19 protein-coding genes are annotated in these 22277 nt (G+C 66.3%); 4 read left to right on the forward strand and 15 right to left on the reverse strand.

Going from position 1 to position 22277, the window contains the following annotated elements:
* Positions 1-8 precede the first annotated feature (8 nt).
* Both HLH29_RS07770 and HLH29_RS07775 read right to left on the reverse strand, forming a co-directional pair.
* Positions 9-668 (reverse strand): VC0807 family protein, encoded by a 660-nt coding sequence (locus HLH29_RS07770; protein ID WP_182965498.1) that lies wholly within the window; start codon positions 666-668, stop codon positions 9-11.
* A complete protein-coding gene (locus HLH29_RS07775; RefSeq protein ID WP_182965500.1) occupies positions 665-2110 on the reverse strand; it encodes an 8'-apo-carotenoid 13,14-cleaving dioxygenase in 1446 nt (481 codons plus the stop codon). Before HLH29_RS07775 ends, HLH29_RS07770 begins: the two co-directional genes overlap by 4 nt.
* A gap of 28 nt (positions 2111-2138) precedes the next feature.
* Here HLH29_RS07775 and HLH29_RS07780 point away from each other — a divergent pair, with 28 nt between their 5' ends.
* Entirely contained in the window at positions 2139-2711 is a 573-nt protein-coding gene (locus HLH29_RS07780) for a TetR/AcrR family transcriptional regulator (RefSeq protein WP_220791432.1), read from the forward strand.
* A gap of 48 nt (positions 2712-2759) precedes the next feature.
* On the opposite strand, the gene HLH29_RS07785 is transcribed toward HLH29_RS07780, so the two are convergent.
* Positions 2760-4589: a peptidoglycan-binding domain-containing protein gene (locus HLH29_RS07785; RefSeq protein WP_182965504.1), complete on the reverse strand. Its 1830-nt coding sequence runs from the start codon at positions 4587-4589 to the stop codon at positions 2760-2762.
* 50 nt (positions 4590-4639) lie between these two features.
* On the reverse strand, positions 4640-6364 hold the full coding sequence (locus HLH29_RS07790; protein ID WP_182965506.1) for a hypothetical protein: 1725 nt from the start codon (positions 6362-6364) through the stop codon (positions 4640-4642).
* A 139-nt stretch (positions 6365-6503) separates the two neighbouring features.
* Between HLH29_RS07790 and HLH29_RS07795 the strand changes: the two genes are divergently transcribed.
* Positions 6504-7589 carry an NAD(P)H-dependent flavin oxidoreductase gene (locus HLH29_RS07795; RefSeq protein ID WP_182965508.1) on the forward strand — a complete coding sequence of 362 codons (1086 nt, stop codon included), beginning with the start codon at positions 6504-6506 and terminating at the stop codon, positions 7587-7589.
* A 27-nt stretch (positions 7590-7616) separates the two neighbouring features.
* Here HLH29_RS07795 and HLH29_RS07800 read toward each other — a convergent pair whose 3' ends face one another.
* From HLH29_RS07800 to HLH29_RS07850, 11 genes are all read right to left on the reverse strand, one after another.
* Entirely contained in the window at positions 7617-8822 is a 1206-nt protein-coding gene (locus HLH29_RS07800) for a glutathionylspermidine synthase family protein (RefSeq protein ID WP_246373990.1), read from the reverse strand.
* Complete coding sequence (locus HLH29_RS07805; RefSeq protein ID WP_182965510.1) at positions 8773-9162, reverse strand: hypothetical protein; 390 nt, start codon at positions 9160-9162, stop codon at positions 8773-8775. Before HLH29_RS07805 ends, HLH29_RS07800 begins: the two co-directional genes overlap by 50 nt.
* A 40-nt stretch (positions 9163-9202) precedes the next feature.
* On the reverse strand, positions 9203-10459 hold the full coding sequence (locus HLH29_RS07810; RefSeq protein WP_182965512.1) for a toxic anion resistance protein: 1257 nt from the start codon (positions 10457-10459) through the stop codon (positions 9203-9205).
* Between the two features lies 1 nt (position 10460).
* Entirely contained in the window at positions 10461-11372 is a 912-nt protein-coding gene (locus HLH29_RS07815) for a heavy metal-binding domain-containing protein (RefSeq protein ID WP_182965514.1), read from the reverse strand.
* A gap of 19 nt (positions 11373-11391) precedes the next feature.
* Positions 11392-12324, reverse strand: coding sequence for a hypothetical protein (locus HLH29_RS07820; protein ID WP_182965516.1), 933 nt, complete (start codon positions 12322-12324; stop codon positions 11392-11394).
* Between the two features lie 19 nt (positions 12325-12343).
* The gene (locus tag HLH29_RS07825) at positions 12344-12865 is read right to left on the reverse strand and encodes a hypothetical protein (RefSeq protein ID WP_182965518.1); all 522 of its coding nucleotides are present in this window, start codon (positions 12863-12865) and stop codon (positions 12344-12346) included.
* Positions 12866-13121: 256 nt separating this feature from the next.
* Positions 13122-14084: a Tim44 domain-containing protein gene (locus tag HLH29_RS07830; protein WP_246373992.1), complete on the reverse strand. Its 963-nt coding sequence runs from the start codon at positions 14082-14084 to the stop codon at positions 13122-13124.
* A gap of 34 nt (positions 14085-14118) precedes the next feature.
* Positions 14119-15447: a TldD/PmbA family protein gene (locus tag HLH29_RS07835; protein WP_182965522.1), complete on the reverse strand. Its 1329-nt coding sequence runs from the start codon at positions 15445-15447 to the stop codon at positions 14119-14121.
* Entirely contained in the window at positions 15444-16709 is a 1266-nt protein-coding gene (locus HLH29_RS07840; protein ID WP_182965524.1) for a M16 family metallopeptidase, read from the reverse strand. Before HLH29_RS07840 ends, HLH29_RS07835 begins: the two co-directional genes overlap by 4 nt.
* Positions 16710-16773: 64 nt before the next feature.
* Entirely contained in the window at positions 16774-18171 is a 1398-nt protein-coding gene (gene thrC / locus HLH29_RS07845) for a threonine synthase (RefSeq protein WP_182965526.1), read from the reverse strand.
* A gap of 44 nt (positions 18172-18215) precedes the next feature.
* Entirely contained in the window at positions 18216-19415 is a 1200-nt protein-coding gene (locus tag HLH29_RS07850) for a major royal jelly family protein (RefSeq protein ID WP_246373994.1), read from the reverse strand.
* A 593-nt stretch (positions 19416-20008) separates the two neighbouring features.
* Here HLH29_RS07850 and HLH29_RS07855 point away from each other — a divergent pair.
* Together HLH29_RS07855 and HLH29_RS07860 are read left to right on the forward strand one after the other, a co-directional pair.
* Positions 20009-20551: a cupin domain-containing protein gene (locus HLH29_RS07855; protein WP_182965528.1), complete on the forward strand. Its 543-nt coding sequence runs from the start codon at positions 20009-20011 to the stop codon at positions 20549-20551.
* A 403-nt stretch (positions 20552-20954) separates the two neighbouring features.
* Positions 20955-22112, forward strand: coding sequence for an acyltransferase family protein (locus HLH29_RS07860; protein ID WP_182965530.1), 1158 nt, complete (start codon positions 20955-20957; stop codon positions 22110-22112).
* The last annotated feature ends 165 nt before the right edge of the window (positions 22113-22277 follow it).

The raw sequence follows: 22277 nt of genomic DNA on the forward strand, positions 1-22277 counted from the left end.
TCGGCCGCTTATGTTGCGTTGGTGGTCGGGGCTCCGTCGAGGGCGATGTGCCGTGTCCGGTAGCGTTGATAGAGGAGGGTCCACAGGGCCAGGCCGCCCATTGTGGCGTAGCCGAGGATGGGGCCGACCACGAGATAGGTGCCGATCGGCAGGCTGTAGATGAGCGCGATCGAGACGCCGACGTGCGCCAACTGGCCGAAGCCCCATACCAGCGTCATGACCATGATCGTATGCCGTAAGGGCGGGTCGTCGCGCCGTGCGTCGAAATCGGCCAGGGCCCGGGCGGATGTACGGGCCATGGTGGCCCGGGCCAGCGGGTAGATCAGCGGCTTGCTGATCGCGGCCGAGAACAGGAAGGCCAGGCCGATCAGGAACGTCGCCATCTGTTCGCGCAGTTCCAGCAGCCGTGCCGAGCCGCCGCCGACGAATGCGAGCAGGGAGAGGGCGATGCCGGCCAGGGCGATGAAGGACAGCGCATCGATCCGTCGCCTGTAGATGAAGCTGCCGATGCTCCACAGCACCGGGGGCGCGGACGAGGCCAGCAGCGCGTCGACATCACCCCAGCCTGTGTGCATCCGGTCGTAGATCAGTGCTGGGGCGGCGAAATTCACTGCCAGATCGAGCGCCAGGAGCGCGAGGCGGGGGGCGCGGCGATGCAGGCTGTTCATTGCGCTTCACCCCTGGCGATCCAGTTGCCGTGGAAGCCGGGCGGCACGCGGTGGGGCAGGCGGATGGTGGCGACCGGTGGTTCCTGGACCCGGCGGGCGTCGAGGATGACGAGGTCGGTCGTCTCGGTTGCCATGTCGATGACGAAGCCGATCAGCCAGCCATGGCCTTCGGGACTGTCCGCGGTCTCCGGCACGAAGACGAATTCGCCGGGATGGCGGTTGGCGCCGAAATCATGGATTTGCCGTTCGCCGGTTACGAGATCGTGCGCGTAGAGCGCCGTTGCGCCGAAGAAGCGATTGGCGGGATCGGCCGGCAGGGCGATGCTCCAGGCGTGGCGGTAGGGTTGGCCGAAGAATCGTTCGTCCGGGCGGGGGAATTCCTGGGGCGCTGCGTCGAGCATGCGGATGGCGACTGTGCGGCCGGCGGGGTCGATGGTCCAGCGTTCCAGCCCGCGCGACCGTGCATCCGGCCCCTGCGCGCCGTCGCTGAACATCGTGTCATAGACGCAGAGATCGAGGATTACCTGCCCGTCATCCGTGTCATGGGCGTTGGTGACATGGAAGGCGTATCCCGGTGCCACCGGGCACCAGATGATGTCCTCCTGCCGGCCATGGCGCGGCATCAGCCCCACCCGTGCCTGGTGCGCCGGGTTCCAGCGATAGGGAAAACCGTGGCCTGCGGCCAGTGCCTTCATGGAAAAGGTGACGGGTAGGTCGAGGATGATCACGAAACGGTCGGTGATCGCGCAATCATGGATCATCGGGCCGTGCTTGACCGCGATCGGTTCCTCGCGGATCACGCGGCCGGTTGCATCGACCACGACGTGGCGGATGGTGCCGGGGTCGCGGCCCTCGTAACAGATGGCGTGCTGTTCGCCGGTTTTCGGATCGCGGTGGGGATGGGCGCTGAAGGAGCCTTGCAGTGAGCCGTCGAAAGGATTGTAGCGCTGATCGTCGAGTGTCTCGCCGAGTTCGACCGGATAGCTGCCGGCCTCGACCAGCGCGAAGGTGCGGCCGCCGATATCGACGACATTGGTGTTCACCGTATCGAATGCGTGGCGCGGCCCCGGCGCGGGGGCGACGCCGCGCGCCTTGGCGACGGCGTTCGAGCGGACCCAGCGGTTGCGGTACCACAATGCGCGGCCATTGGCGATCGCGAGCCCATGAACCATGCCGTCGCCGATGAACCAGTGATAGGAGGCCGGATCGGGGGCCACCGGGTTGGGGCCGATGCGCAGATAGCGCCCGTCGAGCCCGGCGGGGATCGTGCCGGTGACCGTCAGTTCGGTCAGCGTCCGTTCCTCGGTCATCGGCGTGTGCATGCCGGTCAGGAACGGGTTGCCGTTGGCGGGTGGCGGCAGGTGTTTGCGGTTGAACGCGGCCAAGGTCCCGATGCCCTTGGCCACTGTTCCGCGGATCAGTGTTTCGATCGGGCTTCCCATGTCGGCCTCCGATGTTTACGCTGTTAATATGAGTGAGAATGGTAACAGCGTCAACTTAAAGAAGCGGTCCTATCATCATGGCGGTCTGCGCGCGGCGCTGATTGCCGAGGGGCTGCGCTTGCTGGGGGAGCGGAATGTGGACGCGTTGTCGCTGCGCGAGGTCGCGCGCGGCGTCGGGGTGAGCGCGACCTCGGTCTACCGCCATTTTCCCGACAAGGATGCGCTGTTGACCGCCCTGGCGCTGGAGGGGCTGGCGCAGCTCGGCGCGGCGCAGCGCGCGGCGGGGGAGGAGGCTGGCGGCGGCTCGGCCGGTTTCGCGGCGACGGGGCGCGCCTATGTGCGGTTTGCGCTCGCCCATCCGGCGCTGTTTCGCCTGATCTTCACCTCGCCCGTGCTGGCGCCCGCAAAGGCCGCCGGCACGCTGGATTCGGAAGCCGGGACGCTGTTGCAGGCCAATGCCGCGATGATGGCGGCCCGGCAGGGGGGCGAGGCCGCCATCCGCGCCATCGAAGCCTGGGCCCTGGTCCATGGTCTGGCCATGTTGATGCTCGATGGCCAGATCCCGGCAGACGAGACGATTACCGAGAAGGTGATCGGGTAGGACCAATCGCCACGATGGGCTGTGGCGGGATGGCCTGCGGGCGGTCGGTCACGGATTGCCTCCGCGCTTGCGGCCGACGCGGATCGCGATCAGGGCCGCCAGGCCTGCGAGGATGATGGCGAAGACCAGTTTGATGGGGAGGCTGGAGCCGCCCTGTGCCTGTGTCTGTGTCTGTGTCTGTGTCTGTGCCCGGGTCGTCTGCGGTGCGGGCTGGGACGGCACGTTGGCCGTGGCCGCCATCGGTGGTGGCGGGGCCGGTGTTGCCGGGGTGGTTGCGACCTGCGGCGGGGGGATCAGAATGGCCGCGTCGTCATCGGATAGGAAGCCGTCGGTCCTCGGGCGGTGGGCTGCCTGCTGCCAGGCGGTGATCGCGGCGCGCGTGGCTTCGCCATAGATGCCGTCCACCACCGTATCGGCCGGCAGGAGGCCGAGTTCGACCAGTTTTTTCTGGAGCGCGATGTGGCGATCCAGCGGACGTTGGCTTTCCGCGAGGGCGGCGCTGGAGAGCCGGACGCGATATTGGGCCGACAGACGGTCCATGGCGTCGCCGTAACAGGCGGCACCGTTGGGTGGGATGGTCTGCGCCCCTGCGCCCGGAACGGGCAGGCCGCAGGATTGGTTGGCCATGTTTTCGTCTGCGACGACCTGCTGCCTGAGGTCCTTCCATCCGTCCTGACCGACCTGATGGCGCAATGCGTAATAGACCTGGTCGAACATCAGCTCGTGCCGTGCGGCCTCGCTGTCCTGGCACAGCATGGTGGCCACGCCGTTGCCGGCCGGCGGAGGGTCGCAGGGGAAATCGGGATGGTATGGCCCGGACGGCGCGGAACCGGCGCCCGTGGCGGGTCGGTCGGACAGGAGTGCGCGGGCCTGTGCGGCCGAGATATAATCATTGCGGGTCAGGAAGGCCGCCAGCCCCTGCGGGAAGGGAAGCGGGATGCGATCGGCCTTGGAGCAATAGCGGCCGTTCGCGGTTTCCTCGGTGGATTTCAGGCTGCATGGCGATACGCCGAACCCGCTTTTCGTCGAATTCTGCGCACGCGGCAGCATATGGGCCCAGGCGGTGGAAAGCTGGCCGAGGCGGGCCCGGGTTGCGACGTAATAGGCCAGATAGCCATTGGGCTCCGACCGGCCGGAGGACTCCCACTGCCGGGTCTGCTTCGCCAGATCCTCGACCAGATAGGACCGGTAGGCCGGATCGTCGCTGACATTGGTGAGTGCGCCGTCGTGATAGCGATAGAGGATCACGGGGGTGAAGGACCCGGCATGCGAGGCGAAGGTGTATAGAAAAGCCTGATCGTAGGTCACGATGACGGGGTCGTGCCCCGGCACCGCGACGATGGCGGGCGGGCCGCCGCCATCCTGCATGCCAAGGTCGGCATGCACCCATTGCCCGTCCGGACCCCGGCCGAAGATGGAGGTGACCTCGCAGCAATGGGCGCCGCCCGTATAGGCCGAGACCATGATCTGCGGCACGGCCGAGGTGGCATCCAGCCTCTGGATGCTCACCCTCAGGTCCATGAAGCCCGCATCCTGCCCGTAAGGTGCCAGCGGAAAGGATGCCGGGCGTGCCTGCCCCTTGGCCCTGACGGACAATGTGGCGATGCGGCAGGTGGATGACGGATTGGGATCGGCTGGCTGCCATGCCATGGCGGCGCCGCATTGCGTCGAGGGTTTCAGCGTGATGGAGGCTGTCAGCCCGCCGGCGGCGAGATCGAGCCGGGCGCGGTCGCCGAGGCTTGCCTCTGCCAAAGCCGGCACGATGGTCGATGCCGCGTGCGCCAGCCGGCCGCCGATGGACAGTATGACAAGGGCGAGCAGGCCGGAGACGGCAAGTCGGTGTCCGGTTGCGGCATCGTGAAGAAATGGCTGGGACATCAAGCTGCTCTTTCCGATAGAGGGTTCCGGCGACGTTCTGCCTGGAAACGTCATTTCGGCTTTCGGCGGGCGCCTTTTCGCGCGGGTTTGCTGCTGGATGGCCGGCGGGCCGGTTGCGGGGGCGGTGCCATGAGGTTCATGAGAAGGGCCATGATATCTTCGTCGACTCCGTCCGGCATGCCTTCGTCTATTGTGAACGAGGCGGCAAGCCGTGCCTCCAGTGTCTGGTCGATGATCGCCGCCATCACGGGTATGCGCCGGAGCGGGTCGCCCTGGCTGATCGCGCGTGCGGTCATCGCGAAGGAGGGTGCCTCAGGATCGCCCTGGTCCTTCAGGAGCAGCGCCGTCCGGGCGATGATGGAGGCCCAGAAATCCCGACGTGTTTCAAGCCAGGTCCATAATGCATGCGCGCGGGCCGTGCTGGTGGCCTCGGTTCCGTCGAATATGTCGTCATTATCCTCGAACCAGTGGGCGATCATGGGATAGGAGGGGGGCCAGTCCTCGCTCGCGGCAACGAGTGTCTCACGCTCCTCCGGATCGAGGGAGGCAAGGGCGTTTTCCGGATCGTACGCGCTCAACATTGCCTGGACGGAGGCGTCCTGCGTCGGGCGAAGAGACGTCAGGGCGCAGGCCTCCGCGACATCGGCCAGGCCGGGCGCGGGATAGACGGCATTTTCACGCCCTTCCGCCAAGGCGAAGCTCAGGGCGGCCTGGATATAGTCCAGCGAGACGTCGCCCTTGCCGCCCAGGGCTGAAATCTGTTGCAGGAGGCCACGCTGCTCCGCCACGTTGGCGCAGGGGACGACATAGGCGTCCTTTACGCCAAATCCCTGCTTGAGCAGGATCATGGCGATTGCCCGGGCCCGGCCTTTCTGAAGCGCGATCGCGAGGCTTTGCGCGCCCGCGCCGTCGATAGGGCTGGAAACGCATCCTACGATCCGATGCGATGGCGGGGTGTCCCTGTCCTGGGAAATACCGGACCGGATGGCGTTCCTGATCAGGGCGTCCACGCGCTGCCGAACGGGTTCGTCGACGATCCAGCTTCTCAGAACCGCCAGGCGGCCGAGGGCCCGCGGACTGAGTCTGCCGGCGGCCAGGCGATCGGTCAGGCCTTCGAGGGCGCCGCTCCGGACCTGTTCGGACATATCGAGAAGCCAGGCGCAGGCCAGTTGTTCGAAGCGCGTATCGGGATTCGCGGCGGCGACCTTGCACAACAGGGTTCTGGCGTCAGGGGGGATGCCGGGCAGGATTTCGGCAAATGCCTGATGCAGGATCGAGGGATCGTCGCCGACATCGTTCAGGAAGCTCTCGGATATCTTTGCGAACGCGGCTTCGGGACTGGTTTCGTCCCCTGGGAGAAGTGAGGACGTTTCCCGCAGGATGGCCTGCTCGCCGGGCGCCAGACCTGCCGGGACGGGGAGGCCGGCCCTGACATAGCATCGGGTTATCGCAATGTTGCCGCCCACCGTGACCAGGCCTTTCCGGGACAGGTCGACCAGATGGTGCGATACGGCATCGAGGCACCGTTTGCCGGAACGCTGGCCGCCTTCCTGCGCCATGCGGGCCTGGTCGAGCGTTATCGTCAGGAGCGTGCACAGTGCCTCGTCCGCATCGTCGCCGGCCGGTGTGGAGGCGATTTCCTGCGCGAGGGCCTGGACATTCTGTGGGTCGGCGGCAAGCGCGCGGGCTGCTTCAGTCTGCATTTCGTGAAACAGGTGGCCCGCATCCGGTGGTGGGGCGGAGGTGCGCGGCGGACCGGGTTTCTTGGTGGCCATACTGTTCCTTCAGGATTAGGAAGGGCAGGACGCCCCCGGATGGACCTGTTTTTCTGATATTGAACGAAAAACACTATGAAGTGGTTACGGGGCGGGTCAACTGTAACCGTCTGGTCCGGTGGTGGCGGGGGCGCGATTCATGTCGGGTTTCGATCGTATCGATCTGGCTTTTCCGCTGATCCAGGCGCCGATGGCTGGGGTTTCCACACCGGCGCTCGCAGCTTCGGTCTCCGATGCCGGCGGTCTTGGGTCCATCGGTGTCGGCGCGGCCGATGCGGCCGGGGCGCGTCGGATGATCGCGGAAATCCGGGAGCGGACCGATCGTCCGTTCAACGTGAACCTGTTCGTCCATCCGGCACAGCGCCGCGATCCGGCGCGGGAGGAGGCGTGGCGTGCGTGGCTTGCACCCGTGTTCGCCACGTTCGATATGCCGGCGCCGGCACGATTGCGTGCGCCTTACAGGAGCTTTGCCGACGATCCGGAGATGCTGGACATGCTGCGGGTGGTTCGGCCGCCGGTGATCAGCTTCCATTTCGGGTTGCCCCCGGCGGATATCGTCGCGGCGCTGCGGTCGGCCGGGGCGGTGCTGCTGGCCACCGCGACCAGCGTGGATGAGGCGCGCGCGGCCGAGGAGGCTGGCATGGACGCGATTATCGCGCAGGGGATCGAGGCCGGCGGTCATCGCGGGATGTTCGACCCTGCCGCGCCTGACGATGCGCTGGGCACCTTCGTGCTGACCCGCCTGCTGGTCCGGCAGTGTCGCTGCCCGGTGATTGCCGCCGGCGGGATCATGGATGGTGCGGGCATTGCGGCGGCACTCGATCTGGGCGCTGTTGCCGTCCAGATGGGGACGGCGTTTATCCTGTGTCCTGAATCCGCTGCCGATGCGGCCTATCGCGCGGCGCTGACGGGGCCGGCGGCCCTTCATACGCGGTTGACCAGCCTGATTTCCGGCCGGCCGGCGCGGGCGCTGGCGAACCGTTTCACTGCCCTTGGCGACGGGGGCGACGTGCCGGTTCCGCCGGATTATCCCGTGGCCTACGATGCGGGCAAGGCGCTCAATGCCGCAGCCAAAGCGTGTGGAGAAACCGGGTTCGGCGCCCAGTGGGCCGGGCAGGGGGCACCGCTGGCGCGATCCATGCCGGCGGCGCAACTGGTTGCCTGTCTGCGGGAAGAATTTGCGGCTGCCCGCGCGGAGGCAACGGCTTTGCCGGATCGGCGGTAGCAGCCCAGCCGACGCGCGCGGCCATTTCTATGGGACGAGCAGGTGGGGCACGATGGGCGATGCATGGCGGATGACGGCATCGGCACTTTCGCGCACCGTGATCCCGGCAAAATGGCTGCCGATGATCCATGCCCCGATGGAGGCGGTGACACCGTCGATGCGATGATCGGTGTATTGCTGACAGATGCGGGGATAATCCCCGTAGGTGCCGGGCTCCAGCGCCAGTGTTTCCGTGCCGGAGACGATGCGGACATTCTCGCCGCCGCGCGCGTGGATGGGCTTTTCGACGTAGCGTTCCATGCCGTCGGGCGTCCAGGCGGCAGGCAGAAGGAGCGGGTGGCCGGGATGGCGCTGCCATAGCGCTGGCAGGAGCGCCTTGTTGGAGAGAAGGGCCGTCCAGGGCGGGTTGAGGAACCGGCAGCCGCATTGGCGCAGGTGGCGGGCGCCCGCATCGCGGAACATCAGTTCCCACGGATACATGCGGATCATGGAGCGGATGATGCGGCCGCGATGCAGCAATCGTCCGCCGGTGCTGATCTCGAGGTCGCGCAATTCGCAATGCACCGCTTCCAGCCCGGCCTGTCGCACCCAGTCGGCATAGTAGCGGGCGTGGACCGCATCCTCGCGATTGTCGGGATAGGGAACGACATGGACGATATCGTCCACGCGGCCCTGGGCGCGGAGCGCCATCAGATGGTTGACCAGTGCGGCTTCGCTGAGCGCGCGGTCGGTTTGGGCGGGATGGGTCGCGTGCCGCCATGCCGTCTGCATGCGCGTGCTTTCCGGCAGGGTGGCGGGCGTATCGGCATTATATTCGATCAGTTTCGGCTGCTCGTCCTGCCACGCGAAATCGAAGCGGCCGATCAGGAAGGCATCGCGGCGTTCCCAGGAATCGCGCACCACCGGCTGCATGGCCTCGGGAATGTGGAACGCGTCCAGGCCGCGCCGTGTGCGGACGGCGTCGTCCACCAGGTCGAGGCACATGCGGTGCAGGCTTTCGGCCGCGCGGCGCAGGGTCTCGGTGGCGGCCGGCGCGATGGCGTAATACGCATCTTCACGCCACGCGAAGCTGCCGTCATCGTTGCGGTAATAAGTGTAGCCGATGGCGTCGGCATGGCTTTGCCAGTCGGGGCGTGGGATGCACGCGATGCGCCTGATGCCGGGGAGCATGGGGAGACGAGGGTTATTCGCCGCCGCCGCCATGGCCGGCGGCGCTGGCGCCGAAACCGGCATGGCCCGCCGATTCCGCCTCGCCGCTGCCGCCCGTGCGGCCGGCGCGCGGTGCGTCGTCGTCATCGCTGCTGCGGTTACTGGTCGGGGTGAAGAATGCGCCCCCGCCGGAGGTATGGTACGAATGGTGCTGTTGGTGATCGCAATCCTCCGGCTTGCGGTTCTGCGGATCGGCCGGTCGGGTGGCGGTCGCTGCCGTGGGCTGGCCCTGCGCGGCGGGAGCGTCCTGACGGCAGGCCTGGTTATCCGCCTGATGGCTGGAGTCGACCAGGAACGCTGTTGCGCCGGCAACCCCTATCGCTCCCGCGGTCGCCACAAAAATGATTGTCGTGGGTTTGGTCATTGAAAAGATCCTGACAGATGCCCGGTTGTTAGGGGCGCACTCATTCCTGCACCACGGCGCGGCTGGCGAGCGTGCGCATGCCGTCCGAGATCCGGTCGCGCAACTGGCGCAACTGCGTTTCCTGCGTGCGGGTGCGCTCGACGGCCAGGCGGTCGTTCTCCGCCATTTCGGCCAGCGCCTGCGTCACCTTGTCGGCGGCCTGGGAGAGGGCTTCGATCTGGCGTGGATCGACCCCGCGCTGGGCGGCCGTGGTACGCGCGGCTTCCAGCGCGCCGTCGGCCACCAGGCCCAGCACCTGGCGATCGGCCTCGTTGAGCTTGTCGCGGGCGGCGGCGGCGTGGCGATTGTCCACCTGCCCGACGGCGACGGCGCAGGCGGCCTTGAGGTTGGGAATGGTCTTGGTCAGCGCCGAATGCAGCGCCACGATCCGGGCCTCGGCGGCCTCGCGCGTGCTCTTGAGCATCGGCACGGTCAGGGCCGCGCGCATCAGGCCTTCACGCTGCTCGGCGAGGTGCCCTGCGAAATTGGCCAGCCGGCCGCGCAGTTCCATGACCTCGGCGGCGTCCACCGGGTCGTTGGTTGCGAGTGCGTGCCGGCGCAGGCTCTCGGCCTCCTGCTGTCCACGTTCCAGGGCCAGTTGGCCGGCGGCGATGTCGATGTTCAGTTCGCGCACCGCGTGCCGCAGGGCCTGGTACATCGATTCGAAATTCTCGATATTGCGCTTGAGGTCCGCGATGGTGGTGCGGGCCCTGGCCTCCTGCTGGTCCATCAGGGTGGTGAAACGCTTGCGGTTTTCGGCGAAGCCGGACAGCGCGTCCTTCGCGCCGCCGACCAGGCCGCCGATGCGGGCCGGCAGGCCGCCGGGCCGCGCGTCCTCGCCGCTGGCGATCTTGCGCAGGTCGGCGATGCGCAGGATCTTCACCCCGTCCAGGACCGAGGCCGCGATATCGCCCACGGCGTCGGACTGGCCCAGGGTGCGGCCGGCCAGCATGCGGTCGGCGATCTCGGCAAGCTGGGTCAGCGCGCCGGTGCCGTGTTCGAGCAGGGTATTGAGATCGTGGAAGTTCACCGCGTCCGCGCGCCGATGGGCCTCGGCGACCATGTCGGGCGGCAGCCTGTCCAGTTCGACCAGCCGGGCGAAGGCGGCCAGCGGCTGGTGCAGCGGGCCTTCGGAAGCCGCTGCGGGCGGGGGTGCCGATGGTTCGGCGGGCAGGGCGGGCGGTGTGGGTTCGTCCTCGGCATACAGGGCGCTGAGGTCGAGGGGCTTGTCCTTGTCGGCGTCGTTTTCCGGCGGCATTTCAGATATCCATCGACAGGGTCAGGGTCGGGGCGATGTCGAAATCGGGGTCGGGCTGGCCGGTGTCGAGCATGGCGGTTCCGACTGCCAGGAATTCGACGATATGGTCGCCCCAGACATGGGAATCCTCCTGCAGGCGGGTGCCGATGATCTCGTTGGCGCCGCTGGCGGCGGCGTGGGCGGTCATGCGCTCCATCGCGGCCTCGCGGGCCGTGTAATAGGCCTGGGTGAACAGGTCCAGTTCCACGCACTGGCCAGTCTGGCGCAGCGTGGTCAGCAGGCTGCGCCGGGGAATATGCTGGACGCAGCAGCCGATGACCAGATCCAGCGGCCGGCGGCCGGCCTTGAGCGCCAGGGCGAAATCCTGGCCCGACAGGTCGGACGTGAAGGGGCGCCCGTCGGGGCGGCGGTAGCCGGAATGCCCGTCCTGATGGACGATGGCGGTGCCGAAGGCGCGGAATTCCAGCATGCCGGAATCGGCAAGCTGCGCGATTTCCAGCCTTGTGCCGACGATTCCGTCCGCGCCCAGCGCCTCGGCTTCGGCGCGCATGATCTCGACCGCCTTTTCGCGTGCGCCATACATGGCGCCGGTGATGTCGGTCAGTTCGTAGGCGCTGTTATTGAGCTGGAAATTTGCTTGGACCTTCCAGATGCTGTTGCCCATGCACAGGCCGAGCGCGCGGAAGCCCGCATGTTCGACCACCAGCAGTTCACGGACGCTGAAATCGGAGGTGGTGACCCCGCCCCGTGCATGGCCCGCCATGAAGCCGGCGGGCGCGGTCGCGGACGGGCCGTCGCCGGAAGGCGCGGCATTGGGAGCGGCGGGTGTCTGGTTCCAGCCTGGCGGGCTGGCGGCGGGGTGGCCGGGACCGTCGGCCGGGGGAAAGCCCGGCATACCATCGAAAATGCCCATGCGCTGTCGTCTTTCTTCCCTAGCTGAACAGGTCGCCGATATTGCCGAGCAGGTCGCCGACGGCGCCGGTCGCGTCGGCGGCCCCGGTTTCGATGGCCGCGCCGATGATCGCGGCCGCGCCGGCCAGACGTTCTTCGCCCGCCAGTTCCACGGCCGTGTCGAGCAATTCGGTCTTCTCGGCGAGGTCGGCGTCTTCTTCCGCGACGTCCACCCCGTTTTCGATCTCGGCGAAGAGCGGGCGGTGACGCGCCATCCGCGCCGCGTGGCCGTCGAGCGCGGCCAGGAAGGTGGGGATGAGCGGGAATGTGCCGGGCAGCCGTCGGTAGCCTAATTGGGTGATTGCGGCGCGCAGGCGGCAGGAGGTGATGATCCCGTTGTTTGTTTCCACCGCAATCGAGACGATTTCGTCATGGGCCAGCGCGCCCGTCCAGAAGGCGCGCAACGGATCGTCGGCCAGGCGGGCCAGGGCCGCGTCGCGCGCCTGACGTTTCCACTGACCCAGCAATGGGGTTTCGCCGCCGCCCCAGGGAGCCAGTGTCGCGTCATAGTGGAACGGAACATCCACTGTTTCGATTGCGCCGACCGAAAAGCCGATCGGCACGAGGCCCGCGCGCATGGCAAGGGCGAAAATGGTGGCATTCCATGGGACGCAGGGCAGTGCCGCGCTGGAGTCGAGGCCCGGAACCGTCACCGCGTCGCCATGCAGCAGGAAGCCCAGCGTGCCGCCACCGCCCGCCAGCCGATAGCGCAGGTTCAGCACGGCATTGGCACCGCGCGACAAGGCGGCGGCGCGCAGGCGGAACATGGCTGTGCGCCAGCCCTGTTCATGCACCGTCGCCCAATGCGACTGGCCTAGGGAAAAGCCGGTCTTCCACCATGCTTCGGCATGGACGCTGCCCAGCGCGCGTGTTGTGCCTCCGGCGAGGCTCTGGCGGATCGAACCCAGCCGCACGATCGGGGGCGGCCGGCCATCAAGTTGGGCGAAGGCATTGCCGGCCGATTGTGCGCTGGCGGTGGGTGGGGAGAAGGGGATGGCATGTGCCGGAGCCGGCCCGGTGGTGCGCGCGGATCTGCCGCCGCCCAGGAATCCGAGGAAGCGCCGCAATGTCATCCGGACCAGCGTGTGGCGTGTGCCACGCGTCGCCTTCGCCGAAGACGGTGCCACCCAGCGCGCGGGCCTGCCCCATGAGGGTGGAGATCCATTCACGCAGCGGCACGATTCGGCGGCTGAGGGCCACGCCGCGGACCTCGTGGACGATGGTGGCCTCGATATCTCCGCCGGCGCGGGTCAGGCGGAACAGATATGTGGCCAGGCGGATGTCCAGCCCGTCGATGGTTTCGGTCTTGCGGAAAAGCCCGCGTTTGCTGCGCGACACGGTCGTCTGGCGTGGCAGGGCCTGTTCGCAGAGATGGGCAAAACGGTCGAGGAAACGATCCCGTTCGGCTTCCGCTTCCCGGATCAGGGCTGCCACGTCGTCGAAGGAGTCGGTCATCGTCCGCGCCCACCTCCTCGTGCTTCATGCAACGGGCTGTGTAACGTTTCGTCAAAAAAACGGGCGCGTCAAGAACGGATCGTGCGACGGAAGATGCGCTCGCGCGGGATCATGGATGACGGTCCTGACCCTGTTCCGCCGTGTATTCCGACGTTATTTCGAAAGATCTGCGGATCGTGAATAGGTCGCGTATCGGGAGAAAGGGTTCCTCCCGGTCGCGACGCCAGACGGGGTTGTCCCCGCCTGGGAAAGCCTGTCAGCGCGTCTGCTGGATTGCGGAGAGCAGCCAGGCGCCTCCGCGTGACGGGCGCATGAAGGTCCAGAGTTCGGTGATGGTGACCCGTTCGGTCGAGCTGCCGTCGATGACGCGGCCGGTCATGTCGGTGGTGATGTCCACCATCGAATAGCGCATGGCAACCGTCGCGTAGTCGAACCCGTTCTCGCTCCATGCCTCGGACAGGTCGCCATGTTCGAAGCGCACGTCCGACACGACGTTGCGCGCGCCACGGCTGGCCAGGTCGGAAAGCTGGGCGTTGAAATAGCCCACCATCTCCGGCGTTGCCATGTGCTGGAGGGCCGGCAGGTTCTGCTGGCTCCACGCCGCCTGGATATCGAGCAGCAGGCGCTGGAAGGCACGGTAATTGTCCGGGGTGATCGTCACCTGTGCTGCCGCTGCCGACGGGCCGCCCTGGCCGTAGGCGGGGGAAGCCGCGATGGGGGTGCCCTGCCGGGCCCCGCCGCTGAACCGGCGCACCAGCCAGCCGATCAGCAGGCCCAGCAGCAGGAGCTGGATCAGCAGGCCGAAGAAGCTGCCGCCGCCGGTCAGCCCGCCGGCGATGCCGTGGCCGAACAGCACCCCGAACAGGCCGGCGCCCAGCATGCCGCCCAGGAAGCCGCTGGCGAAGGGATGCGGCCGCGCGGCATAGGGCGCGCTGTATGGTGCGCCGTAGGGTGAACGCGGATAGGAGGACGGGCCGTTGACGGAACCGCCGGATGAGGGCTGCGTAACCGAACGCTGCATCGGCGACGCGCCGTACGGGGCGGTCTGGGTGGGGGCAGGCGCGCTGTAGGTGCGCGACCCCCGGCTGCCCATCGAATAGCCGCTGCCGGGGCGGGCGTCGGCGCCGTGCGGCAGCAGGGGCGATACGGCCAGAACGGTGCCCAGCAGCAGGATGGTGAAACGGCGGGTCTTGTGGACGGGCTGGTGTCGGTTGGTCATTGCTCTGTCCATATCCTGTCGTGCGGGGCTGCGTTCAAGACCCGGCGATCATCATATCGTCGATGCGGATGGTCGGGGCGTTGATGCCGTGGCGGAACACCAGGTCGTCCGCCAGGACCATGCGGGCGAACATGTCGTTCAGGTTCCCGGCGATGGTCAGCTCCGCGACCGGTTCCGCCAGTGTGCCGCCCCGGATCATGAAGCCGGCGGCCCCCCGGCTGTAATCGCCGGTCAGGCCGTTGATGGCCGAGCCCATCAGTTCGGTGACATAGATCCCGTCCTGGATGTCGGCCATCAGCGCCGCCGGGGTCGGGGCGCCGGGGCGGGCATACAGGCTGCCCAGCGACGGGCTGCCGCCACGGCTGGCCCGGCCGTTGCCCGGCAGGCCCAGTTGCCGGGCGCTGCGGGAATCCAGCGCCCAGTTGATCAGCATGCCGTCCTGCACGATGGCCAGTTCGCTGCAACGCACGCCTTCGCCGTCGAACGGGCGGGCGGACAGGCCGCGTCCCCGCGTCGGGTTGTCGAGAATATCGATGCCCTGCGGCATGATCCGCTGGCCCATCTTCTCCTTGAGGAACGAGGTGCCGCGTGCGATGGCGCTGCCGTTGACGGCCCCGGCCAGGTGGCCCAGCAGGCTGGACGACACGCGCGGGTCGAAGACCACATGCATGCTGCCCGTGCGCGGGCGGCCGGGGTTCAGGCGCGCCACCGCCTTTTCGCCGGCGCTGCGTCCGATCGTGCCGGCATCCGCCAGGTCGGAGAGATGCACGGTGGCATCGTAATCGTAATCCCGTTGCATGCCGGTGCCCTGGCCGGCCAGCACGCTGACGGAGACGGAGTGGCTGCTGCGGGCGTAGCGGCCGGAAAAACCCGCCGAGGTCATCAGCACGATATCCGCCAGGCCGAAACTGGCTGAACCGCCGCTGCTGTTGGTCACGCCCGATACCGCCAGTGCCGCGTCCTCGGCCGCGCGAGCGCGCTCCATCAGCACCGCCGTGTCGGGGCGTGCCGTGTCCAGCAGGTCCAGGCCGGCGGCATCGAGGAAGCCCTGTTCGGCCTGGGGCGACAGGCCGGCATAGGGGTCCTCGGGCAGGACGCGCGCCATGGCCAGCGCCTGTTCGACCAGCGCGTCGAAGCGGGCGGGGTCGAGGCTGGTGGCTGAGACGGACGCCGATTGCCGGCCGAGGAAGACGCGCAGGCTCAGGTCGCAGGTCTCCGACCGTTCCAGATCCTCGGTCTTGCCGTTGCGGATCTGCACGCCGTGCGCCGTGCGCGCCGAATAGGCCGCGTCTACCGCGTCGGCGCCGGCGGCGCGGGCCTTGCCGATCAGGGTGCCGATCAGGTCGAGCGGGTCGGTGCTCATGCCGCCAGTGCCTCGGCGATCGAGCCCAGGGTGGGGATGTTGTGCACCGGCCCCAGCGACGCCAGCGTGGGCGTGCCGCGGAACAGGCGGGCGGCAACGCGCTTGACGTCGTCGATCGTCACCTTGTTGACCTGGGCCACCGTCTCGGCCGTGGGCACCAGGCGGCCGAAGACCTGGAGCTGGCGGGCCAGCTGCTCGCACCGGCTGCCGGTGCTTTCCAGCGACATCAGGAGCGAGGATTTGAGCTGTGCCCGGGCGCGGTCCAGTTCGTCCTGCTCGACCTGGAGCTGCACCTTGCGCAGTTCCTCCAGCGTGACGGGCACCAGTTCGCTGGCCTGGTCGGCGCCGGTGCCGGCATAGATGCCGAACAGGCCGCCGTCGCGGAACGGGGCGTTGAAGGAATAGACCGAATAGACCAGCCCGCGCTTCTCGCGGATTTCCTGGAACAGGCGCGACGACATACCGCCGCCCAGCAGGGTGGAGAGCAGCAGGACCGGATAATAATCCGGATCGCCATAGCCGACCGAGGGGAAGCCCAGCACGACATGGGCCTGGTCGAGATCCTTCTCGCGCCGGAATTCGCCGCCCGCGTAGCGGGAGTCGAAGCTGGCGGGGCTGCCCAGTGTCGGCAGGTCGCGGAAATGGCGTTCGGCCAGGGCCACCACATCTTCATGACGCAGGTTGCCGGCCGCCGCGACCACGGTATTCGCCGTCGTGTAATGGCCGCGCATGTAGCGCATCAGGGTCTCGCGGCTCATGTCGCGGATCAGCGCCTCGGTGCCCAGCGTGGGGCGGCCCATCGGCTGCTCGGGGAAGGCGGTTTCCTGGAAATGATCGAAGATGATGTCGTCCGGCGTGTCGTTGGCCTGCCCGATTTCCTGCAGGATCACGCCGCGCTCGCGTTCGACTTCATCGGGGGCGAAGCTGCTGTGGGTGAGGATGTCGCCGATGATGTCGGCGCCCAGGGCCAGGTCTTCCTTCAGCAGCTTGACGTAATAGGCGGTGTGCTCGCGCGCGGTGTAGGCGTTGATATGGCCGCCCACATTCTCGATTTCCTCGGCGATGCCGGCGGCGCTGCGGCGTTCGGTGCCCTTGAAGGCCATATGTTCGAGGAAATGCGAGACGCCGTTTTCCTCGGCGTGCTCGTGGCAGGTGCCGGCGGCGACATAGGCGCCGAACGAGACGGTTTCGACCCGGTCCATGCGCTCGGTGACCACGGTCAGGCCGGAGGGGAGGCGGGTAACGTTGATCTGGTCGGTCATCAGGGTCCTGCGTGACGGTCCGGCCGGCGGGGCCGGGCGTCCGAAGAAAGGGAAGGTATAGGCGTCAGCTGTTCTTCATCACCGCCGCGCGGACACGGTCTTCCACCGCGTCCAGTTGGTTGGGCACAACGTCGTAACGCTCCGGCCGGTCGAACAGATCCGCAAGATGTGGCGGAAGGGAGGGCCGGATGCCGACCGCCTGCGCCATCGCGTCGGGGAATTTGGCCGGGTGGGCGGTTGCCATCGCCACCATCGGGATGCCGGGCTCGCGGAACATCCGCCCGGCCGCGATGCCGATCGCGCTGTGCGGGTCCGCCAGATACTGGCTGGCCTGGTAGAGAGACCGGATTTCGGTCTTCGTGTCCTCGTCTTCAAGGGCCAGGGCGTGGAACAGGCCCGATGCCTGGCGCCAGACCGGATCGGGGACGCTCATGCGGCCCGTGCGGCGGAAGTCGGTGACGATCCGCGCGCAGGCTTCGGCGTCGCGGTTCAGCAGTTCGAACAGCAGGCGCTCGAAATTCGACGACACCTGGATGTCCATCGACGGCGACAGGCTGGGCACCACCTCGCGCGCGCTCATGTCATTGTCGCGCAGGAAGCGGGTCAGGATGTCGTTGCGGTTGGAGCCCACGCAGAGCGCGCGGACCGGCAGGCCCATGCGGCGCGCGGCCCAGGCGGCGAGGATATTGCCGAAATTGCCGGTCGGCACGGCGAACGACACTTCGCGGTCGGACGCGCCGAGGGAAAGGGCGGCGTAGACGTAATAGGGGATCTGGGCCGCGATGCGCGCCCAGTTGATCGAATTGACCGCCGAGAGGGCCATTTCCTGCCGGAAGGGGGCATCGGCGAACATGGCCTTCACCAGGTCCTGGCAGTCGTCGAACGTGCCCTGGACTGCCAGGTTGGTCACGTTGGGTTCCAGCACCGTCGTCATCTGCCGGCGCTGGACGTCCGACGTGCGCCCCTCGGGGTGGAGGATGACGATTCGCACGCGTTCGCGCCCACGGACGGCCTCGATCGCGGCCGAGCCGGTATCGCCCGAGGTGGCGCCCACGATGGTGACGTGTGCGTCGCGTTCGGTCAGCACATGGTCGAACAGGCGGCCCAGGAGCTGCATCGCCATGTCCTTGAAGGCGAGCGTCGGGCCGTGGAACAGTTCCTGGACGAACAGCCCGTCCTCGACCTGGACCAGCGGCACGATGGCGGCGTGGTCGAACCCGGCATAGGATTCACGGCACAGGCGCAGCAGCACGTCGGGCGCGATGCAGCCCGCGGTGAAGGGCGCGATGATCCGTGCCGCCAGGTCGGGATAGGGCAGGCCGCGCAGAGCCCGCCATTCATCGGCGGTCAGGACCGGCCAGCTTTCCGGCAGATAGAGGCCGCCATCCTCGGCGAGACCGGCCATGAGAACCGAGGAGAAATCGCGGACGGGGGCCTGTCCCCGGGTCGAAACGTAGCGCATGGCCCCTTCATACCGCCAAGCGGGCGCCACGCGAAGGGGGTGCGTCAGCGTACGGGTGCCGGAAGGGCGGCGGTGTCGATGCGGTAGATCGTCAGCGGCCATTGCACCGCCATCTGCCCGTGATTGAAGCGCGGCGTGCGGTCGAGCTGCGCGGTGGGGACATAGAGCTGCCCGTCTGCGGTGATGGCGGGGGTGGCCGGCCAGCGGAGGCGCGGGTCGACGACGATGCGCTGGTAGATGCGCCCGGCGGTGAAGCGGAAGATGCTGCCGGTCGAGATGTCGTCGAAATACAGCGTGCCGTCGCGGGCGACCGTCATGCCGCCCAGCGGTGGTGTCTTGTACCAGAGCGTCGGGCTGTCATCGAGTTCGAAGCTGGTGATGGTGGTGTCGGTCAGCAGGTCGGTGCCGAGCCGGTAGAGCGGGCCGCAGGGAGGCTGGTAGTACAGCCATTGCCCGTCGGGGCTGATTTCGATTTCGCTCGCATGGACGATCGCGGCGTGGCCGGTCGTATCCTGCATCACGTGCCCATCCACCGTGATCGGGCGCTGGGCGGTCAGTGACGGGTGATGGTCCAGCAGGCGCCGCTGGGTGCCGTGGTCCAGATCGATCACGATCAGGCCGGGCACGCCGGAATCGAGGATGAAGGCGTGGCCCTTGCCGACCCGGACGCCCGCGACGTGGCTGCCGGAGCGTAGGACTGTCGGGTCGATCGTCCAGGTTTGGGTTACGGATGCGGTTTTGGTGTCGATCCGCACCAGTTTGGCCGGAGTGACGGCGTGGTTGCCGCTGTCGATGCCGCTGTCGAGCACCCAGAGCGTGCCGTCATCGGTCAGTTGGAGGCTTTCCACCGACACTAGGCGTTTTTCGGGTGGAGTGGCGGGGGCGTTCCAGCCGGCATCGGGATAGGGATGGAGTGTGCCGTCGGTGTCGCGCAGGGCGAGCGTGGGGCCGGGCGCGCCGGTCCAGGCGGGGGAAACCAGGATCATGCGGCCGTCGGGCAGGACCGCCAGGGCGGTCCAGACCTGTGTGGTCGATTCGGCGGCCACGACCATGGGCGCCGAAGGATCGAGCGGCGGCGCGGGCTTCGCGGCGAGGGCCGGGACAGCGGCGGACAGGATCGACACGGCCAGCGCGGCCGGCATCGCACGGGACGGGAAGGGGCGGGTGCGGAACATCGGCGCCATGTCGCCACGATCGGCCGCCGAAGGCAACCGGCCGGGGCGGCATGGCGGCCATGGTGTCATTGACGTTGGCCTGTCCTTGCGGGGCCATGCGGGCGTGGCTGGGTGGGTGCGTCGTTCAGTCCCGGATTTCGATGATGCAACCTTTGCGCGAGAGTGGCGAGAAGAGCCATGGACCAAGTTTGCCAGGGGAGCGCCACGTCGAACACCATACGACCGCGTCGCACCCACGCCGGCCATTCAAGACTGAACGTCAGATTGCGTGCAAGCTTTTGGACATCCTGGGAAACTCCGGTTTGTCGCGCATCGCAACGCTGCTCCGTTGGCAGGTCACGGGAGCCCTTGTATCATGCTAAAAGGCGGCCTTCTATGTCGGGTGGCCTGCCGAATACAACACCCGGATCTATGGTCCAGTGGTGCGCGGTTCTGTCGCGTATCGTCTGGGAAATAGGCAGGGCGTGCTTTTGCCCTTTTGAAACACGTTATCACCCGCCCGACGCCAGGAAGGGGGAAGGATGCGTGTCTGGGTTCGCCTTCATCCCCGGTACAGGGCGCGGCGACTTGCATTGCCGATTGCAGACATCAAAAGTGGTGATTGCGGCGCGCATGCCGGAAGAACGACTCGTGCCTGTCTGGCGCGGATACGAGAGGACGACATGACCGAGAAGGCGCCTACGATCGTCAACATGCACACGGCGCCGGAAATCGCGGCAGACGTGCCCGCCGCCTGGACGCATTTCCGGCGCGCGCTGACGCCTGCGATGAGGGATGCGGGGCCGGGGCGTTTCGGGATGGGCCGTCTCGGCATGGGCGCCGTGCGGGTGCCCCCAGGCCACAGCGCGTGCCCGGCGCACACGCACCTTCAGGCCGACGAGATCTTCGTCGTGCTCGAAGGGCAAGGTCTATTCCGCTACGGCGATCGCGTGCATGAGATCCGCCCGGGAGACTGCATTTCCTGTCCAGCCGATACGGGCATCGCCCATCAGATCGCCAACCCCGCGACCCCGGACAGCACGGGCGACTTGGTCTATCTCGCGATCGGCGCCGAGCCGCCCGCGGACGTCTGCACCTATCCTGACAGCGGCTCGCTCGTTATCGATGGTCTCGATCTCCGCGGATTCCTGCGCGAGGCCGATTATTACGAGGGGCAGCCACAACCCACGCCGCTTCTGACACGCGGCTGCGACGCACCCGTCTGATCGGGGCGCGCGGGTTTGGTCATCGGGTGGGGTCCGGCTCGGGCCGCGTCAGGAACGCACTGACGCCTCCGGCAGGGTCGCTGCAATCGCAGCTTCGTGCAATCACAGTTTGCGCTTTACCGCCCGGGCGACGACATGGATGCTGTCATTGAACAGGTTGCTCGAGATGGCAAGGCCGCGACACACACGGACCTAGCGTGAGAAAAATTTCGACTAAGGAGCCGGCCGCCTCACGGCAGCTTCCGCCTCAAATCGGCCGCTCGCCTCAGCGATTTGATCACGTGAGAGCGGTCGTCTTATCCTTCAAAATTGAAACGATATGCGTTGCGCAGACATAGATTAACCGCATTTCTCATTCCTAGATCGTATTGGTTTTTTTGTTGGAACAGAGCGGGAAATCAACGTGTCACCCAATGTAATTAAGGGCGGAGAAAGAAATCCCGGCATTGATGCCCTACGAGGCATTTCTATAATATTAGTTATTGTCAATCATCTATCAATAAGATATCCGCTCTACAAGACAAGTATATCGAATGTAATCCCGGCATTGATTCTCAATATTTTGGCGCACCAAGGACACGGTAGCGTATTTATATTCTTTGTTATTTCTGGATTCTTGATCACCTCAAACATTACAAAAAGAGAGAACGGATTAAGAAGTATCAACCTTGCCGAATTCTACAGTCGTAGGTTCGCCCGCATTGCCCCGTGTTTGTTCCTGTTAGTAATTATTTTAACAATACTGGGATATGTAAGGGTCGATAACTTTGCGATTAACAACCCAAGCCAGTCGTTGGGAGGGGCGGCATTCTCTGCATTGGGTATTCATCTAAACTGGTATGAATGTCTGACAGGATACCTCCCGGCAAATTGGGATGTCCTTTGGTCCCTGTCCATCGAAGAGGCATTTTATATAGCATTCCCACTATTCTGTTTGCTGCTCTCCCGGTCTGAAAAGGTTCAGTTCGCGGCATTCAGCCTCTTTGCCTGCTCCTTACCGCTCATCATGTTTCTCATGGCAGCATCACCAACCATCTGGCGTCATAAAGCATATACGCCCGGTATGGCGGCGATTTCGGCTGGTGTTGCAGCGGCGATCGTAGCTCCACATCTACGCACTCGCCCCGCCCTTGTTGGCTGGGTTGGTACGACAGTACTGACGACAGCAGTCGTGGTATCATCTGTTTCGTCAGTTCTAACGGCCGATTATCTCATGATTTTCGTAACAGGGGGCACGGCCGGTGCCCTGATTGCGTTCTCCCATGGCTGGGGCCGCAGGCTGGCAGGACGCTCATCAGCATGGGTCAGGTCATTTGGTATGATGAGCTATGAAGTGTATTTGACGCATATGTTCGCGGTCTTCTTTATCATGTGGGTATACGGTGCTTCAGGTCTTCCTTTTACATCTTCCTGGGTCGCGTTTCCGATCACCCTCGGCCTGTCGTGGCTCATTGGCTATAGCGTCGATCGGTTTTTCTCTTACCCAGCGGATCGTTGGCTACGGCGAGCGTTTCGAGACGTTGTTCGAAATCCGAGTGTCATAAGGCAGACCTCCACGTGAGGTATTTCGGAGTTGGTCTGTTAGCGCCAGATGTTTTCCACGGCCGGCGACAGGCGTGAGGCGGGTCAACACCGTACAATCGGCCTGCCGCTATGAATGTCCGGTATTCGCGTTTCCCGCCCGAAACCGGGCCGTCGTCCTTCCCGCCAAAGCCGACATCCCTTC

It is taken from the genome of Gluconacetobacter tumulicola (assembly GCF_014174215.1).
Taxonomy (GTDB): domain Bacteria; phylum Pseudomonadota; class Alphaproteobacteria; order Acetobacterales; family Acetobacteraceae; genus Gluconacetobacter; species Gluconacetobacter tumulicola.

What these genes read in the sequence shown, in the direction of transcription:
- HLH29_RS07770 (WP_182965498.1), bottom strand. Translation starts at nt 668, where the DNA reads ATGAACAGCCTGCATCGCCGCGCCCCCCGCCTCGCGCTCCTGGCGCTC.
- HLH29_RS07775 (WP_182965500.1), bottom strand. Translation starts at nt 2,110, where the DNA reads ATGGGAAGCCCGATCGAAACACTGATCCGCGGAACAGTGGCCAAGGGC.
- HLH29_RS07780 (WP_220791432.1), top strand. Translation starts at nt 2,139, where the DNA reads ATGAGTGAGAATGGTAACAGCGTCAACTTAAAGAAGCGGTCCTATCAT.
- HLH29_RS07785 (WP_182965504.1), bottom strand. Translation starts at nt 4,589, where the DNA reads ATGTCCCAGCCATTTCTTCACGATGCCGCAACCGGACACCGACTTGCC.
- HLH29_RS07790 (WP_182965506.1), bottom strand. Translation starts at nt 6,364, where the DNA reads ATGGCCACCAAGAAACCCGGTCCGCCGCGCACCTCCGCCCCACCACCG.
- HLH29_RS07795 (WP_182965508.1), top strand. Translation starts at nt 6,504, where the DNA reads ATGTCGGGTTTCGATCGTATCGATCTGGCTTTTCCGCTGATCCAGGCG.
- HLH29_RS07800 (WP_246373990.1), bottom strand. Translation starts at nt 8,822, where the DNA reads ATGCCGGTTTCGGCGCCAGCGCCGCCGGCCATGGCGGCGGCGGCGAAT.
- HLH29_RS07805 (WP_182965510.1), bottom strand. Translation starts at nt 9,162, where the DNA reads ATGACCAAACCCACGACAATCATTTTTGTGGCGACCGCGGGAGCGATA.
- HLH29_RS07810 (WP_182965512.1), bottom strand. Translation starts at nt 10,459, where the DNA reads ATGCCGCCGGAAAACGACGCCGACAAGGACAAGCCCCTCGACCTCAGC.
- HLH29_RS07815 (WP_182965514.1), bottom strand. Translation starts at nt 11,372, where the DNA reads ATGGGCATTTTCGATGGTATGCCGGGCTTTCCCCCGGCCGACGGTCCC.
- HLH29_RS07825 (WP_182965518.1), bottom strand. Translation starts at nt 12,865, where the DNA reads ATGACCGACTCCTTCGACGACGTGGCAGCCCTGATCCGGGAAGCGGAA.
- HLH29_RS07830 (WP_246373992.1), bottom strand. Translation starts at nt 14,084, where the DNA reads ATGACCAACCGACACCAGCCCGTCCACAAGACCCGCCGTTTCACCATC.
- HLH29_RS07835 (WP_182965522.1), bottom strand. Translation starts at nt 15,447, where the DNA reads ATGAGCACCGACCCGCTCGACCTGATCGGCACCCTGATCGGCAAGGCC.
- HLH29_RS07840 (WP_182965524.1), bottom strand. Translation starts at nt 16,709, where the DNA reads ATGACCGACCAGATCAACGTTACCCGCCTCCCCTCCGGCCTGACCGTG.
- thrC (WP_182965526.1), bottom strand. Translation starts at nt 18,171, where the DNA reads ATGCGCTACGTTTCGACCCGGGGACAGGCCCCCGTCCGCGATTTCTCC.
- HLH29_RS07850 (WP_246373994.1), bottom strand. Translation starts at nt 19,415, where the DNA reads ATGACACCATGGCCGCCATGCCGCCCCGGCCGGTTGCCTTCGGCGGCC.
- HLH29_RS07855 (WP_182965528.1), top strand. Translation starts at nt 20,009, where the DNA reads ATGACCGAGAAGGCGCCTACGATCGTCAACATGCACACGGCGCCGGAA.